The organism is Clostridium disporicum, assembly GCF_001405015.1.
GTDB lineage: Bacteria > Bacillota > Clostridia > Clostridiales > Clostridiaceae > Clostridium > Clostridium disporicum_B.
In genome coordinates this window covers 77,895-95,069 of record NZ_CYZX01000006.1, presented here as the reverse complement: position 1 = coordinate 95,069, position 17,175 = coordinate 77,895, and the positions used below count along the sequence as shown (strand labels likewise).

Annotated in this window: 18 protein-coding genes; 4 read left to right on the top strand and 14 right to left on the bottom strand. The window is 29.0% G+C overall.

Annotated elements, in window-relative coordinates; all coding sequences use genetic code 11:
- Positions 1-12 precede the first annotated feature (12 nt).
- Positions 13-2,010 (top strand): LTA synthase family protein, encoded by a 1,998-nt coding sequence (locus ARA56_RS05465; RefSeq protein ID WP_055264647.1) that lies wholly within the window; start codon positions 13-15, stop codon positions 2,008-2,010.
- Positions 2,011-2,445: 435 nt separating this feature from the next.
- Here ARA56_RS05465 and rplT read toward each other — a convergent pair whose 3' ends face one another.
- The 6 genes from rplT to nrdD all read right to left on the bottom strand — a co-directional run bounded on the left by rplT (position 2,446) and on the right by nrdD (position 7,294).
- Positions 2,446-2,805: a 50S ribosomal protein L20 gene (gene rplT / locus ARA56_RS05460; RefSeq protein WP_055264646.1), complete on the bottom strand. Its 360-nt coding sequence runs from the start codon at positions 2,803-2,805 to the stop codon at positions 2,446-2,448.
- A gap of 26 nt (positions 2,806-2,831) precedes the next feature.
- Positions 2,832-3,029 (bottom strand): 50S ribosomal protein L35, encoded by a 198-nt coding sequence (rpmI, locus tag ARA56_RS05455; protein WP_055264645.1) that lies wholly within the window; start codon positions 3,027-3,029, stop codon positions 2,832-2,834.
- Positions 3,030-3,048: 19 nt separating this feature from the next.
- Positions 3,049-3,600, bottom strand: a complete 552-nt coding sequence (gene infC / locus ARA56_RS05450; RefSeq protein WP_084758974.1) for a translation initiation factor IF-3 — start codon at positions 3,598-3,600, stop codon at positions 3,049-3,051.
- A gap of 314 nt (positions 3,601-3,914) precedes the next feature.
- The gene (locus tag ARA56_RS05445) at positions 3,915-4,439 is read right to left on the bottom strand and encodes a putative ABC transporter permease (protein WP_055264643.1); all 525 of its coding nucleotides are present in this window, start codon (positions 4,437-4,439) and stop codon (positions 3,915-3,917) included.
- Between the two features lie 142 nt (positions 4,440-4,581).
- Positions 4,582-5,079, bottom strand: coding sequence for an anaerobic ribonucleoside-triphosphate reductase activating protein (gene nrdG, locus ARA56_RS05440; protein ID WP_055264642.1), 498 nt, complete (start codon positions 5,077-5,079; stop codon positions 4,582-4,584).
- Positions 5,080-5,170: 91 nt separating this feature from the next.
- Complete coding sequence (gene nrdD, locus ARA56_RS05435; RefSeq protein ID WP_055264641.1) at positions 5,171-7,294, bottom strand: anaerobic ribonucleoside-triphosphate reductase; 2,124 nt, start codon at positions 7,292-7,294, stop codon at positions 5,171-5,173.
- Between the two features lie 541 nt (positions 7,295-7,835).
- On the opposite strand from nrdD, the gene ARA56_RS05430 reads away from it, so the two are divergent.
- Together ARA56_RS05430 and ARA56_RS05425 are read left to right on the top strand one after the other, a co-directional pair.
- Positions 7,836-8,381 (top strand): ECF transporter S component, encoded by a 546-nt coding sequence (locus ARA56_RS05430; protein ID WP_055264640.1) that lies wholly within the window; start codon positions 7,836-7,838, stop codon positions 8,379-8,381.
- A 14-nt stretch (positions 8,382-8,395) separates the two neighbouring features.
- Entirely contained in the window at positions 8,396-9,529 is a 1,134-nt protein-coding gene (locus ARA56_RS05425) for a pyridoxal-phosphate-dependent aminotransferase family protein (protein WP_055264639.1), read from the top strand.
- A gap of 192 nt (positions 9,530-9,721) precedes the next feature.
- Here ARA56_RS05425 and ARA56_RS16615 read toward each other — a convergent pair whose 3' ends face one another.
- The 5 genes from ARA56_RS16615 to ARA56_RS05405 all read right to left on the bottom strand — a co-directional run bounded on the left by ARA56_RS16615 (position 9,722) and on the right by ARA56_RS05405 (position 13,297).
- Positions 9,722-9,883, bottom strand: coding sequence for a hypothetical protein (locus tag ARA56_RS16615; RefSeq protein WP_156334255.1), 162 nt, complete (start codon positions 9,881-9,883; stop codon positions 9,722-9,724).
- Between the two features lie 139 nt (positions 9,884-10,022).
- Positions 10,023-10,496 carry a GNAT family N-acetyltransferase gene (locus ARA56_RS05420; protein ID WP_055264638.1) on the bottom strand — a complete coding sequence of 158 codons (474 nt, stop codon included), beginning with the start codon at positions 10,494-10,496 and terminating at the stop codon, positions 10,023-10,025.
- A gap of 215 nt (positions 10,497-10,711) precedes the next feature.
- The gene (locus tag ARA56_RS05415; protein ID WP_055264637.1) at positions 10,712-11,542 is read right to left on the bottom strand and encodes an undecaprenyl-diphosphate phosphatase; all 831 of its coding nucleotides are present in this window, start codon (positions 11,540-11,542) and stop codon (positions 10,712-10,714) included.
- 122 nt (positions 11,543-11,664) lie between these two features.
- Positions 11,665-11,958 carry a hypothetical protein gene (locus ARA56_RS05410; protein ID WP_055264636.1) on the bottom strand — a complete coding sequence of 98 codons (294 nt, stop codon included), beginning with the start codon at positions 11,956-11,958 and terminating at the stop codon, positions 11,665-11,667.
- A gap of 67 nt (positions 11,959-12,025) precedes the next feature.
- Complete coding sequence (locus ARA56_RS05405; protein ID WP_055264635.1) at positions 12,026-13,297, bottom strand: MFS transporter; 1,272 nt, start codon at positions 13,295-13,297, stop codon at positions 12,026-12,028.
- 229 nt (positions 13,298-13,526) lie between these two features.
- On the opposite strand from ARA56_RS05405, the gene ARA56_RS05400 reads away from it, so the two are divergent.
- Positions 13,527-14,042, top strand: coding sequence for a hypothetical protein (locus ARA56_RS05400; RefSeq protein ID WP_055264634.1), 516 nt, complete (start codon positions 13,527-13,529; stop codon positions 14,040-14,042).
- Between the two features lie 639 nt (positions 14,043-14,681).
- Here the strand turns inward: ARA56_RS05400 and ARA56_RS05395 are convergent.
- The 3 genes from ARA56_RS05395 to nhaA all read right to left on the bottom strand — a co-directional run bounded on the left by ARA56_RS05395 (position 14,682) and on the right by nhaA (position 17,118).
- Positions 14,682-14,906, bottom strand: a complete 225-nt coding sequence (locus ARA56_RS05395) for a glutaredoxin domain-containing protein (protein ID WP_055264633.1) — start codon at positions 14,904-14,906, stop codon at positions 14,682-14,684.
- A complete protein-coding gene (trxB, locus tag ARA56_RS05390) occupies positions 14,906-15,847 on the bottom strand; it encodes a thioredoxin-disulfide reductase (RefSeq protein WP_055264632.1) in 942 nt (313 codons plus the stop codon). Before trxB ends, ARA56_RS05395 begins: the two co-directional genes overlap by 1 nt.
- Positions 15,848-15,936: 89 nt before the next feature.
- Positions 15,937-17,118 carry a Na+/H+ antiporter NhaA gene (gene nhaA / locus ARA56_RS05385; protein ID WP_055264631.1) on the bottom strand — a complete coding sequence of 394 codons (1,182 nt, stop codon included), beginning with the start codon at positions 17,116-17,118 and terminating at the stop codon, positions 15,937-15,939.
- Positions 17,119-17,175 lie beyond the last annotated feature (57 nt).

Sequence of the window (17,175 nt, the reverse complement as noted above, 5' to 3'; positions counted from 1 at the left end):
GGAGATGTTAATATGAAGGATTTATTTAAAAAAATATTTTCGCACCCAATTTATAGTTGTATTTTTACTGCAATATTTATTAACCTCATAATTGAAATTTTAAGTAGGAAAACTTTTTCAGATTTTTTTAGCTATGTATTTAAAACTCCTATAGTATTTCTTTATAACGCTTTAATTATAATGTTTACCCTGTCTTTTAGTTTTCTATTTAGAAGGCGTAAATTTGTATTTTTAATAATATCAGTAGTTTGGCTTGGTTTCGGTATTACAAATGGAATTATATTAAATTGTAGAGTCACCCCTTTTACTGCTACCGATTTTAGAATGATAAAAAATGGGCTAGAAATTGCTTCGTCATATATATCTCCATTTTTTATGGTAGTAATCGGTATTGGTTTAATGGCTTTAGCCATAGCATTAACATTGATATACATTCGTGGACAAAAAATAAAATCATCAATTAACTACAAAAAAAATGTACTAGCTGTAATTAGTCTTGGCTTATTACTTTTTATAAGTACTAAAACACTAATTTCCACTAATATACTAGCTGACTATTTTGGTAATATAGCCTTTGCTTATTTAGACTATGGTTTTCCTTATTGCTTCTCAAATACTTTGTTAAATACAGGCATAAAGAAACCCACTAATTACTCTAAAGAAACTATAGCTAATATTCTAAATACAGAAATAACAGAAAAAGATTCAATTTTATTAGCATCAAATAACACTGTACTTACTCCTAAATCTAATGTAGATTTACCTAATATTATAATGATACAATTAGAATCTTTTTTTGATCCAACATTAGTAAAAGGCTTGAATTTTTCACAAGATCCTATTCCTTATTTTAGAGAGTTAAGTAACAATTATTCCTCAGGTTATTTAAATGTACCCTCTGTAGGGGCTGGAACTGCAAATACTGAATTTGAAGTAATTTCAGGTATGAGTTTAGATTTCTTTGGACCTGGTGAATATCCTTATAAAACTATTTTAAAAGATACAACTTGCGAAAGCGTTAATTATACCTTAAAAGACAACAACTATAGTACTCATGCTATTCATAATAATACTGGTACATTTTACGATAGAGACTTTGTTTTTTCACAACTAGGATTCGATACCTTTACCTCTTTAGAGTATATGGAGAAATTAGATACTACCCCTACCGGTTGGTCTAAAGATTATGTTTTAACTAATGAAATATTAAAGACCTTAAACTCTACAGATAATAAGGATTTCATCTACACAATATCTGTTCAAGGTCATGGTCACTATCCAAGTGAACCTTTACTAGAAAATCCTAAAATTACTGTAACTGGACTTGAAAGTGAAGAAGATACAAATGCTTTTACTTACTATGTAAATCAACTTTATGAAATGGACAATTTTATACAGAATTTAATAGATGAATTATCAAAGCTAGACGAAAAGGTTGTTTTAGTAATGTACGGGGATCATCTTCCAACATTAGGTCTTGAAGATGAAGATTTACTAAATAATTCAGTATTTCAAACTGAATATGTAATATGGGATAATTTCAATATGGCAAAAGAAGATAAAACATTAGAAGCCTTCCAATTAACTTCATCTGTATTAAATAGAGTTGGTATAGATAATGGAATTTTAAATAGATATCATAACAATTCTAGTAATTTATCAAATTATATGGAAGATCTTGAATTACTTCAATACGACATGCTATATGGTGAAAAATACATCTACAATGGTAATAATCCATTTATAGCAACTGAGCTTAAAATGGGTATAGATACAATCTCAGTTAGCAACGTTTTTGACGAAAATGAACAAGTTTTTGTAAGTGGAGAAAATTTTACTACATTTAGTAAAGTATATATAAATGATCGTAAATATGAAACTATCTATATCAGCCCAACTCTTCTTAGAGTAGATGATTTATCTTTAGAATCCAATGATTCTGTAACAGTTCATCAAGTTACAAAAGGTGGCACCAGTTTAAGTTCTTCAAATGAATTTATAGTTAACTAAACATTAATTTATAAAAATCACATGTGTAACTTTTGTAAATCCACATGTGATTTTTATATTATTCCCACTTATTTTTGTTAATTTATATACAACTTGTGTGTTTAAATTTCTTTCTTATAAAATTTATATATAAAATAAAGATACAGAAATATCAAACTATTTCTGTATCTCCTTTTAGGGGATATTAATTTACCTTATAATATACTTTTTAAAGTTATTATAAAATAAATCAATATTTATTTTGTTAAATTATTAGCTAATTAAATATTAACACATTGTTTTTAATTTAACAATATATTTTTGAAATTTCCCTCTAATTTCTTATTAAATGCTCTTCTTTTACTAATATTATTTATTAATTATCTTATTTCTTTCAAATTTAATTTTAATAGTATACAAAAAAGAGTTGTCTGCTAGACAACTCTTTTATGTATATTATGCGTTTAAAGCGTTCTTAGATAATACTACTAAATCAGCGAATGCTTTTGCATCGTTGATAGCTATTTCAGATAACATCTTTCTGTTCATATCAACACCAGCAACTTTTAATCCGTTCATGAATCTAGAATAAGACATTCCGTTCATTCTAGCAGCTGCATTGATTCTTACGATCCAAAGTCTTCTGTAATCTCTCTTCTTTAATCTTCTTCCAACGTAAGCATTTCTTAATGCTCTGATTACTGATTCGTTAGCAGTCTTGAATAATCTGCTCTTTCCACCGTAGTAACCTTTAGCAAGCTTTAATACTTTTTTATGATTTTTACGCGAATTTACCGCTCTTTTAACTCTAGCCATTGTTTAAATCCTCCTAAACCTCTATCTTATAGGTATGGTAATAATTTCTTCATTGCTTTTTCTTGAGTAGTTGAAACATAAGAAGCTTTTCTTAAGTTTCTCTTTCTCTTAGCGCTCTTCTTAGTTAATATATGGCTCTTGAAAGCCTTAGCTCTTTTTAATTTTCCTGTTCCAGTCTTTCTGAATCTCTTAGCTGCACCTTTGTGCGTTTTCATTTTTGGCATAACAAATACTCCTCTCAGTCTATGCTTTTTTTGGGGCTAAAACCATAGTCATATTTCTACCTTCGTTTTTAGCTGGCTTTTCAACCACACAAACATCTTCAAGTAATGCAACAAACTTATCAAGGATTCTATTTCCTAAATGAGCAAGTGTTGCTTCTCTACCTTTGAATCTGATAGTAATTTTAACTTTGTCCCCATCTAATAAGAATTTTCTAGCATTTTTAGCTTTTATTGCAATGTCATTGTCTTCTATTGTAAGACTACATCTTACTTCCTTTAAAACAGTAACCTTTTGCTTTTTCTTAGCTTCTTTTTCTTTTTTAGATTGCTCATAGATGTATTTCCCTAAGTCCATTATCTTACAAACCGGTGGGTTAGCAGTAGGAGAAATCATTACTAAATCTAATTCCTTCTCGTCTGCGATTCTTTGAGCTTCTTGAGTTGAGATAACTCCTAACTGACTTCCATCAGCGGCGATAACTCTAACTTCTTTCTCTCTTATGCTTTCGTTACAAATGTAGTTTTTACTTATATCATTCACCTCCAATAAGTTTCGATGAAAAAAACACATATAATAAAAGGACGGCATAATGCCGTCCTCTATTATCTATCACATTCTAGATATGCAAATCTAGATATAATTCGAATAATCTAACCCTACTAAGCTTTGCCGTAAGGTGAGAAACGGCGGTTTCTTCTTGACACAAGTTATTCTATCATTTATTACTTATCTTGTCAACAATTAATTTAATCATTATGTTATATTCATTTCACAACAATAATTAAATAATATGCTTCACATCTTTCTATGCTATTATACTTTTTTTAAATATCTTTGTAAAATGTAATTTATAGTATAACAGAATTTATTTTCATTAAAAACTTCTAATTTACAGCTTTATTTTTTATCTGCATCACTTTTATAGTCTTAATAGCATCTAGAACTAATGCAATAACAAATAAATACCACGTATTGCCCCAATAACCCTTTATAGAACTATACACCCTATCTACTATTCCAATTTGAATATATCTAACTGCTATAAATGATAAAACTGTCCAAATAAGAGAAAATTCTAAACAGATTATTCCTTTATAATTATACTTCACCTCTGAATAATCCCAATAATCCTTTTTAAAATATTCTCTCATTATAAGACCAGTAACAAATTCTACAAATGTTGGAATTATCAAACATAAGGTAGCAAGAGTATAAGTATCAATACTTTTAGACTTTGAACATAAAACTAAAACTGACATAGCTATTGCGTACATAGGTTTAAAAGGACTATATAAAAACCCATCCTTTTGTACATGACCAGTTTTAAAGTAACAAAATCCATTTTCTAGTATCCATCCAATAAAACCATAAATAAAAAAATTAAATAAAAAATATAATAATAAATCCATAAATATCTCTCCTAGTAAAATTTCTTCATATGCTCTCAAATTTATATACCCTGTATCAATTCAAGTTAGCAAACTTTTATTTTCACTTAGTATTGTTTGGAATATTTATGGATTTATTCTAAAAACGATAAATTATTTTCGATTAAATTTCACTTATTACTTTTCCCTCTTCTAAAGACTTAGGTACATTAATAACTCTTTGATTTTCTGAACCTCTATATTTAAGATTAAGATTTCTCTGAGCTACTATAAATCTACCATCTACAAGCACATCGATACATTCTAAAATCTCTTTCTTTTTTTCATCTTGAATTATACTTTCATATGTAAAACCAGACCAAAGCCAAATACTCTTTCCTGTTTCTTTTTTAATTCTTCTTAATAAATCTACTAAGGAAGAATCCATTGTCTGCTCCATAGGCTCACCACCTAATATGCTTACCCCAACAACATTGGGACTTTTTACATAAGATAAAAAACTTTCTTCAGTTTCTCTATCCCACTTTTGACCATAATTAAAATCTTGTTGCTCTTTATTAAAACATTCTGGACAGTTATTAGTACATCCACTTACAAAAAGAGTTGTACGAATTCCAGGACCATTTGTAACATCAAATTTTCTAATTTGAGAATAATTCACCTGTATCACTCCTCAAAAAAATTGTTTAAAAGCCAGCTTTATGCTGGCTTTTTTCATTAATTATTAACTTTTAATTATTAAATTTTAACTATTATAAATGAAGAACTCTATCTCCAATTTCTGCCGTTCTTCCCTTATTCCAGAAATTTGTTCCTATATATCCACAAGTTCTTCTCATAACTTGCATTTTTTCTTCATCCTTGTTTCCACAAGAAGGACAGAACCAAGTTAAGCTTTCTTTATCTAATTGAATTTCACCAGTATATCCACATTCATAGCATACATCAGGTTTAGTATTTATTTCAGCATATTGAATATTATGATAAATAAAATTAATTACAGCCTCAACTGCTTCTAAATTCTTACTCATATCTGGTACTTCAACATATGAAATACATCCACCATTACTTATTGAATGGAATTGAGATTCAAATTTTAATTTACTAAATGCATCTATATTCTCACAAACATGAACATGATATGAGTTTGTATAATATAATCTATCAGTTACATTAGGAATTTCTCCATATCTCGCTCTATCTAATCTACAGAATCTATAAATTAAACTTTCTGCTGGAGTTCCATATAACCCAAATCCTAGTCCTGTTTCTTTCTTCCATTCATCACACTTATTCTTCATGTGAGTCATAACCTCAAGGGCAAACTTTTCACCTTCTGGTGTAGTATGAGAAACTCCTATCATTGCTTGAACCATTTCATGAATTCCAACATAACCTAATGATAATGTTGAATAGCCATTTTTAAGAAGCTTGTCTATTTTTTCCCCTTTTTCAAGTCTTCCAATAGCTCCATGTTGCCAGTGGATAGGTGATGTATCAGACGAAGTTCCAAGTAACATATTATGTCTAATCATTAGAGCTTCTTTACACATCTCTAATCTTTGATCTAACATCTCCCAGAATAACTCCATATCTTTTTCAGCAACTATAGCTATTTGTGGTAAATTTAAAGAAATAACACCTTGGTTAAATCTGCCATACCATTTGTAATTTCCATTCTCATCTTTCCATGGACTTAAATGTGATCTACAACCCATTGGTGGGAAAGTATTCCCTTCATAGTTCTCTCTCATTATCTTTGCAGATTGATAATCTGGAACTAATCTTTTAGCAGTACATTCCGCTGCAAGCTTTGTTATGTAATCATATTTACCACCTTCAAGACAATTATGATCATCTAGAAGATAAACTAACTTAGGGAATGCTTCTCCAATTACTTGACCTTTGTAATTCTTCATCCCTTCTAATCTTTGTTTTATCATTTCTTCGCATATTAAAGCCATTTCCTCTTCATATGGATGACCTACTTCGATCTCTAAATAAATTGTACTAAACGGTGCTTGCCCATTAGTAGTTTGAAGTGTACTTAATTGATATCTTATTGTTTGAACACCATCTCTTAAATCCTTCATCTTCATATCTTTAGCAAGAGATTTTGCTAACTCTTCATTTTTATATTTATCTATATAAAACTTATAAGCTTTATCTTCTGTAACTTTTAAATACTTAGCTAAATGCTTTATTGTAATACTTTGACCACCATATTGATTAGATGAAACTTGAGCTATTATTTGTGTAGCTACTGTACAAGCTGTTCCAAAAGATTTTGGCGTTTCAACTAACTTATCATTTATTACAGTACCATTTTCAAACATATCCTCTAAATTGACTAAACAACAGTTAAATATAGGAGATAATGTATAGTCCATATCATGCCAGTGAATTGCCCCTTCATCATGCGCTTGAACTAAATGTGCTGGTATAAGCTTTCTTCTTGAAATATCTTTAGATACCTCACCAGCTATTAAATCTCTTTGTGTAGCTGCTACAACAGGATTTTTATTTGAATTCTCCTTCATTACATCTTCATTGTTTCTATCTAGAAGATTTAAAATACTTTCATCTGTAGTATTTGTATTTCTCTTAAATTCCTGAACTGCTCTATATCCTTCATAAGCTCTAGCAGTTACTGATTGTCCATAATGTACTAATCTATCATAAACATAAGTTTCTATCTTATAAATAGTAGCCATTTCCTTTTCTTTGCTAAAGTGCTTCTCTGCATCATTTGCTATTAGTCTAGCTATATCTGGCATAACAATACCACTACCATTTTTCATAGATTTCATTATAGCTTCACGAATCTTAGATTTATCGAACTCAACGATGCTACCATCTCTTTTCATTATATCCATGCTTTATGTATCCCCCTAAACCCATTTTCTCATCTTCTTACTTTTTAAAAATTTAATAATTATCACTTAAATTATTATACTCCAACTACTAAATTTCTGCATATTTGTCCAATCCCAATTTCAACGAATTTTTCATTAAAAATCTTTAATTTCCTATCTAAAATCTTCGTTTTATACACTATATATATGTTTTTTTATCATCAGATATACAACATATAGATAAACGCTCTATTTCACTAACTTACAGTCATTTATTAAACTTCCTATGATTTTACGACATTAAAATATCATTTTTGTCAAGTATTTTCATAAAAATTTGTTATGCATTTTACCTATAAAATAAAAACACTTTTCCAGCTATTTATCCTCTAATTACTTCTTCCCATTTACAAAGTCAATTTTTAATTTCACCTAAGCATATCTTTCATCTTTACATATAATTAAACTAACATTGTATCGATACACTTGCATTATTCCATCTTTATCCTATGATAGTATTATGATTTAAATTATACGTAATAAATAAGGGGGATTTAATTTTATGACTACTAATTCTAAACAAAAATTTAATGCAAAAGAAATAGCTATGTACGGATTGTTTATCGCCTTGGTTTATGTAGCTACTAGATTTATTAATATTCCTGGACCTACAAGTGGAGGTTTATTTCATTTAGGAAATGTTATGTTCTTTACTATAGCAATGGTTTTTGGTAAAAAGGCCGGGGCAATTTCTGGTGGTATAGGAATGGCATTATTTGATTTAACAAGTGCTTGGGTAGTTTGGGCACCATTTACATTAATTATTAGATTTATTATGGGGTACGCTATTGGTACTTGGTCTTTTAAAGAAGCTAATAGCAAAAAACAAAGTATTTTTTACACTGGTATAGGACTAGCACTAGCCTTTATTACTATGATTTTAGGTTACTATATAACTGAAGGAATCTTATATGGTAACTGGATAGTTCCTCTTCAATCAATATGGGGCAATACAATGCAATGTATCGTAGGAACAGTAATTGCAGTGCCAGTTTCAGTCGCTCTTAAAGCTGGATTTAAAGTAAGACATATCAAAACAGAGATTTAGGGAGGTTAAAAGCTATGGATAAATTAATAATGACACCAGGACCAACGTTTATAAGAGAAAATGTCAGAGAAGCTATGGGAAAACCGATAACAAATCCTGACTTAGATATTGAATTTTATGATTTTTATAAAAACACCTGTGAAAAACTTCAAAATATAATGCATACAAAAAACCAAGTTCTAATCTTAGATGGTGAAGGAATACTTGGCCTTGAAGCTGCTTGTGCTTCACTAATAGAAGAAGGTGATAAAGTCCTTTGTATTGAAAATGGTATCTTTGGATATGGTTTTAAAGATTTTGCAGAAATGTATGGTGGAACAGTAACATTTTTCAGTGGTGAAAGAGATCGTGGAATAGACATAGGAAAATTAGAAGAATTCTTAAAAGAAAATCATGACTTTAAAGTTGCAACTGTAGTTCACTGTGAGACTCCATCTGGTATAACAAATCCAATAAAAGATATCTGTCCTCTATTAAAGAAATATAATATATTATCAATAGTTGATTCAGTTTCAAGTATCGGCGGAGAAGAAATACAAGTTGATGAATGGAATATCGATATAGCTCTAGGAGGCTCTCAAAAATGTCTTTCAGCTCCTCCTGGATTAACTTTCCTAAGCATTAGCGAAGATGCTATAGAGGCTATGAATAGCCGTGAAACACCTATAAGAAGTTTCTATGCTAACCTTACAATTTGGAATGATTGGTATGAAAATAAATGGTTTCCATATACTCAACCTATAAGCGATATTTATGCCTTTGATAAAGCACTAGATAATTTCCTAGGAGATAAAGATGTACTTCAAAGACATAAACGTTATGCTGAAGCTTGTAGATATGCTGTTAAAGAATGTGGCTTAGAATTATTATCTAAAGACTGTCACTCTAATACAGTTTCTACAGTATTAGTTCCTGAAGGAATTAACTATAAAGATTTATTTAATAAATTATATTCTGAACATAACATTATAATTGCTGGAGGATTTGACTTCTTACAAGATAAAATCTTTAGAATAGGTCATATGGGTGAAAATTGCTATGAAGAAAAGCTTTATATAACTCTAAAAGCTATAAATACAGTTCTTAAAGAGCTAGAATTCAACCTTAAAGGTGACCTTCATAAGGAATTTGTAAATTATCTTAACTAGTAATTTTATTTCTTTTCTCAAAAGAAATAAGTTTTCCATAATAGAATATGATTTCTTTCATAGATAACTTTTCTAAATAATAAGCAATAAAAATAGGCTGTGCAATTTTAGATACAGCCTATTTTTTTAATGAACTCTTTTATCTAAATCACTAAATAACCCGTGACATTTAGGTTAAGCTTTAGCTTTTCACTATTGAAGTGAATTTTTTTGTTGTTGTTTTTTGTAATTTTCAATATTTTGGTCTATTTGTGCACTGCTTTGCATTTGTCCTTGGTTTTGATTTCCCATAGCATTGCTCTGCATAGAATTTTGTTGTCCTTGTTGTTTACTTTGATTTGCATATTTGTTCATAAATTTTTCTCCTTAATTATATGATACCTTTATCTTATGGAAATTCAGGAACATAATACGCTACAATTAATGCCTCAATTGGTATAATATATATATATTAATGATACGTTAATAAAGAAATAAAGAGTTTATCCCATCTTTACTTAAATACACTTCTACGAATTATCTTTTCATATATAAAAAGGTAAAAACCATTTTTCTCAGCAACTGTTTCTGCTACCTTTTTATAACCTAATTTTTCATAAAAATGCTGATCTCTATAATTTTTATAGGGAGTATCTAATTCCCATACTTCTGCATCCTTATGAGTTTCCTCTAAAAACTCTATGGCCTTTGTGCCTATCCCCTTATTTTGATGCTCTGTATCAATAAAAATAGCTCCAAGTCTATATCGTCCTCCACCTAGATTAAATATAATCATTCCACCAATTATCTCATTATCAATAACAGCCTTGTAACATGTTAAATTGCTTAAATAATATTTTAATTTATTTTTATCTTCATAATATTCAGGTCCACTGCCGTAATTTTTCTTATCCTCATCAAAAGCATTCCTTATAACCTTATAAAGCTTGTCTAAATCTTTCTCACTAGCCCTTAAAAATTCTACCATATCTATACTTCCCTCTCCTTAAAGTAGTCTAAAATTGTTTATACACCGCCAATACAAAAATACAGTGTAAATTACTATACAATATTCTACCTTTTAATTAAATCTCTCTATAATTATATCTAATATAATCCAAGCTTTATATGAATATTTTTGAAACTATCTAAAAATCTCTATAAAAAAAGGATTGTCACTAATAGACAATCCTTTAAATACAATTATTTAATTATGTAGAAATATGCAAGAACTATTATACCAAGTACGATTCTATACCATCCAAATACTTTAAAATCATGCTTCTTGATATATGTCATTAAGAATTTAATTGCTAATACTGATACTACAAAAGCAACAACTAACCCTACAACTAATAACATAAGTTCATTTCCTGTGAAGCTAAATCCAAACTTAAGTAGCTTTAATGCACTTGCACCAAACATAACTGGTATAGCAAGGAAGAATGTAAATTCAGCTGCTACAGTTCTAGATACCCCAATTAATAATGCTCCTACTATAGTTGCTCCTGAACGTGAAGTTCCTGGAAATACTGCCGCTATAAGTTGCCATATTCCAATAATTATAGCTGTAGTATACGTAATATCTGCTAAACTGTTAATTGTTGGTCTCTTACCTTTATTATAGTTTTCAACAACTATAAATAAAATACCAAATAAAATTAACATTATTGCAACTGTTGTTGGATTATAGAATAATGCATTAAGGTAGTCATCAAATAAAAGTCCAACTACTGCAGCTGGTAAACAAGCAACTATTATTTTAAACCACATAGAGAAAGTTTCTTTTTCTATATGCATCCCCTTTTTATCAAATGTAAACGGGAAAATCTTCTTCCAATATAAAATAACAACTGCCATAATAGCACCAAGCTGGATAACTACTAAAAACATCTCCATAAACTCTGGTGATACATTTAGTTTTAAAAACTCATCTACTAATATCATATGTCCTGTACTACTAACAGGTAGCCATTCTGTAATACCTTCTACAATTCCTAGTATTATGGCTTTTATAATTTCTAAAAATTCCATTTAATTACCTCCAAATAAGAAATATCTAATTAACCCCTTAACTATTATATATTAATTTTTCAATTTATAATAGTAAAATTACATAATCTTAATTATTAATTAAGATTTAAATTCAACTATAATCACCTATTAAATATTGCTAAATAATAAGTTGTTATCCAACTTAAACAAATTACTACTACAATAATAATTGATAAAATATTTTTCTTAGTCCTTAGCTTAACTACCTTCTCTTTCTTATTATTTTTCTCTTTCATAAGTAAATAGTTTATTCCTATCCCGCATAAAATTACTAAGATAAATCCATATTGAACGTATGCATCTGATATAAAACCTGCCAGAAATAAAACATTAATCACAGTGCTGCTAAGCATTAATATCATTTCTGCTATATATATATTATCTATTAATCTCATCTTCTATCCCCTCTTTACTTATCCCATAAAAACACCTTTTGACCACTACATCAGTGATATTACTATCTTATACCTTACGATTATATATCTTCTTAACGTACTCTCTTCCTCTATACATTACAAAAATTACTGCAAATATGTTGAATATAGAAAAAATTACAGTTACAGATCTTTCACTAATAAACTCTGCCATTCCTCCACCTAAAAGTTGTCCTAATATTCCTCCAGCTGCACATATCATATTAAATATTCCATTAAATCTTCCTCTCTTGTCATCTGGAACATAACTTTGTGTTGCTGAAATTCTTATATTATATGAAGTAACTCCCATTATTCCAGTTATAAAGAAACATAACATCATAATCTTTACTGGTAAGAATAACTGAATTGCTTCGATTATAGAAATAGACATATATACTGTAATAGCTATCATAAACTTTTTACTTGTAGGATATTTAAACTTATAATGTATCATTCCTCCAATAAGCCTACCTATTACCCCACAACCTGTTACAAAAGTAAATAAAGTAACAACATCTATAGTACTTTTTGTAAACAACTGAGAGTTATTCTTAAAGAAAGGTAATAAAACTGTTTGTGTTGCATTGCCTGCAAACATTGTTAAACAGAAATAGACAGTTATAACAAGAAGCCCTTTTTCGGCCCATATATAAGATAAACCTTCCTTAAAGTCATCCCTATATCCTTTAAAATCGAAGCCTTTTTGCTCTTCTTTTGACATATGAGTTTCTTTATATTTGATAGTAGCCTCAAAGCATGCTGCAATAAAAAATGATATAGCATTAAATAAGAAAAGGTATGCTGCTGTACCCATAGAATTATATATAAATGACGCAACTGGAACCATAAATGCTGATAATGGATAAATCATACTTGAAATAGAATATGCCTTTGAGAAATTTCCTTCAGAAATTAAATTAGGATAAAAACTGTCATAAGCCACCATATAAATTCCATCTATTAAACCTATAAAAAGACTTACAATTATTAATATTCCATAGCTGAAATTACCACTATTAATAAAGAAAAATATTCCCGTATAAATTGCTGCAGATAAAAAATCTAAAGTATAAATCACCTTTTTCCTAGAAAATCTATCTAAATATGGTCCTGCAAATAACGGTACTACAATTTTAGGTAGATTATATACAACCATAAATAATGCGTATAAGAAAGTAGAATTTGTGTAGTCAAGAACTACTAAACCAATAGCAAATCCTGATACTGCATTCCCTAGCATTGATATAATTGATCCAATAGTAATAATGGTGAAATCCCTTGTCCATAGTTTATTTTTAGTTAATGTTTTTTCATTCATAGCCTTTGCCCCCTTCAGCTAATTATTTTAACAACTTCGTTAATTATACCATTTAATTACATACATATGCTATTTTTTCTATTTTTAAGAGTAAAGTAATATCTCCTAAAACTTTTCATCATATAATTAGTTTTTAAAATTTAACAAAGATATTTACTAAATAACTGTCATATAATCATATTAAGATATATATATATTTGTTCACAATAATAAAGGGGATGGAAAAGGTATGAAGAAATTTTTAATAATCTGCATATTAGGAATATCAGTATCATCATTGGTTTCTTGTGGTACTACAGAAGTTAATCAAGATAATATCCCTAATAAATATCCTATTGATGAATATCTAGAAAAAGGTGCTACATTGCAGGAATATACTAAAAGCGGTGATGCTCTTATGGTTGACTCAGAAGGTCAAAAGTTCCTTGCAGCTTATAACAGTACTTATAAGCCTCTATTAACTGATGATGGAGTTTTAATGCCGTTAATAATAGTTAAAAATACTCCTTATTACTTCGATTATGAAGAGGTTGAAACCGCTCTACCTAACGGTTATAAAAAGGCTAGAATCTCTTTTTTCAGCGGAAACAGTGAAAAGCTTATAGGTGAAAGCGACATATATAAATTCACAAATTCAACAACAGCTTACTATAATAAAGATGACACAGATACTATCTACGTAAAGCTTGAAGGTAAAAAGGGCTATCAGCTTTGGAAGACTTATGATACTCTAGCTACTAATTAACGATATACTTACTTAAATATAATTCACATAAAAAAGGAGCATCTCTCTTTTTAGATGCTCTTTTTAATTAAACTTATAATCTTATTCTCTTATTAACTTTTTGTATGTAATGTTCCTATATAATTATTAATTTTTACATAGAAAAAGTACAATCTCAGTAAAAAAATTGTACTAAGTATTATCATTTATTTTGGTTATAACAATCAATTAACTCTATTTCTATTTTATTTCCAAATTGATAATATTCACAAGGCTCATGATGAATTTGTTTTACAACGTATTTTTCTTTATCATCAGTTACTAAATATGAATACCCACCTTTTCCTTTACCTAATAAATTAATAACTTTAACCCCTTTCTAATTAACTTTTATTATCTCCATAAACTAGCCTTTCCTTAAATATCTTATAAAGTGTCTTCTATATATCAAGTAACTACCATACTTATTTTACAAACTATTATCTTTATTAAATTCTATTAAAAATTCCTATTTTTATTAGTCTATAATTTAACTCACCTAATATTAAAATTATTCCGTATATTATATCTCTAAATATATAATTTCCTAAAGAATAAAAAAGATTTAGTCAGATTTATAAATCTAACTAAATCCCTTATCTTTTCATTCAGCAAAGATTATTATTCCATTGCTTCTTCAATCTTTTTCTTATCGAAACCTACAATTATTTCTCCATCAATATCTATAACTGGAACTGTTCTTTGTCCTGAAACTCTCATTACTTCTTCTCTATCTTCATGTTTATCAGCAACATTTATTTCTTCGTACTCCCAACCCTTCATCTCAAAGAATCTCTTTGCCTTTACACAAGATGGGCACCATGATGTTGAATATATTTTTATCATTATTTTTCTCTCCTCTTATCTACTATATACTTTTCTGCCGCTAATGCAGCTATTGTTCCATCAGCTACTGCAGTAGTTATTTGTCTGAATTCTTTTTCTCTTACATCTCCTGCAGCAAATACACCTTTGATATTAGTCATCATACTTTCATCTGTAACAATATATCCAGTTCTAGTCATCTTAATAAAATCTCTAACTAAATCTGTCTTAGGTTCAGTTCCTATATATCCAAATACAGCCTCAATCGCTATTTCTCTTTCTGTATTATCCTTAGTATTTCTTATTATAGCTTTTTCAACAAAATTGCTACCTTCTACATTAACTAAGTCTTCATTAAATAATACTTCTATCTTAGGATTGTTCATAACATCATCAAGAGTAGCTTTTTCACCTTTAAAGTAATCGTATCTTCTTATAATATATACTTTTTCAGCGAATCTGCTTAAGAATGTTGCCTCTTCTAAAGCAGCATTTCCTCCACCAACTACAGCTACAACTTTATCCTTATACATTGCGCCATCACATACAGCACAATAATGCACGCCTTTGCCTTCAAATTTTTTCTCATTAGGAATAGGTAGCTTCTTTGGATTTGCTCCTGTAGCTATAATTACTGCATCAGCATGATAAATATAATCTCCAGTTTCAATTATTTTATCTTCTCCACTAAAGTCAACTCTTTCAATTACATCAAACTCGTCTATAACAGCGCCTACTTCTTCTGCTTGGCTTTGCATGAAATCTGCAAGTTCAGCTCCACTTATCTTCTTAAACCCTGGATAATTTTCTATAGTATAGCTGTTACGCACCTGTCCTCCTAGGATTTTATCTTCTAAAAGCAGCATATCTAAATTAGCTCTTGCTGCATAAATAGCCGCTGTTAATCCTGCGGGTCCACCACCAATGATTATCAAATCTTTTTTCTTAATTGGTTTAGTCAAGTATCCCCAACTCCTCTCAACTATCTTATTTAAATACATTATATATTCATTTGATAAGTTAATCAATAATAATTATTATTTAATATAGTCTATTTTACCTTTTTCTTATTAAAAAGCGATACTATAAAAGCAAAGATTATAGATATAACAGATGCTGATAAAATAGATACCTTTGATGCATTTAACTCTTCTAAAGATCCTTTAAAAGCAAGCTCTGACACAAATATAGACATTGTAAATCCTATACCTGCAAGAACAGAGACTGCAAATACATCAAACCAGCTAGCATTGTTTGGTTTTTTAGTTATTCCAAACAAACTTGCTATATATGTAAATGTCATAATACCAATAGGCTTTCCTATAACTAATCCTAAAACTATGCCTGTCATAAGAGGATATTCCTTAAATAGGTTTATTGAACCGCTTAAATTTACACCTGTATTAGCAAATGCAAATAAAGGTAATATAAAGTAATTTGTTAAAGGTTCAAGTCCATGCTGTACTCTAAGACTTAAATCATTTGATTTATTACCATCTTTAGTTAATGGTAAGCTTAAAGCTAGGATAACTCCTGCTATAGTTGCATGTATTCCACTAAAGTATGTTGCTAGCCATAAACAAAAACCTACTATCATATATGGCCAAAGTCTATTTTTCTTATTTAAAGGCTTTATTAAAAATAATATTACTATAAGAACTATAGCTGCAATAATTGCTGTTATATTAAACTTTGAAGAGTAAAATATACCTATAATAACTATAGAAAGCAGGTCATCTACAACTGCTAAAGTAAGTAAAAATACTTTTAATGATGGATTCAACCTCTTACTTAAAATTGTAAAGATACCTATAGCAAAAGCTATATCTGTAGATAATGGTATTCCTGCACCAATTTCAAATCCACTATTATAATTAAATAAAGTAAATATTATAGCCGGTGCAACCATTCCTCCTATAGCTGCAATAATAGGAAAAGATGCCGCTTTTATATTTGATAACTTTCCAAATACAGCCTCTCTCTTAATCTCGCAACCTACAACTAAGAAGAATATCGCCATAAGAAAATCATTAATCAATACATGAAGATTAAACTCACCAAATCCTATATCCTTTAAAATGTATTCATAATATTTATCTAATGGAGTATTTGCTAAAATTAAAGCTAGTACCGTTGCAATAACTAAAAGAATTCCCGGAAATGCTTCGGAGTGTACAATGCTCTTCTTCTTTTTATTGTTATGCTCTTCTTGATTATTAATGCGCTCTTCCATAACTTAACCTCCAGTTATACTATTTTGTCTTTTGTATAACATTAGTATTATATAAAA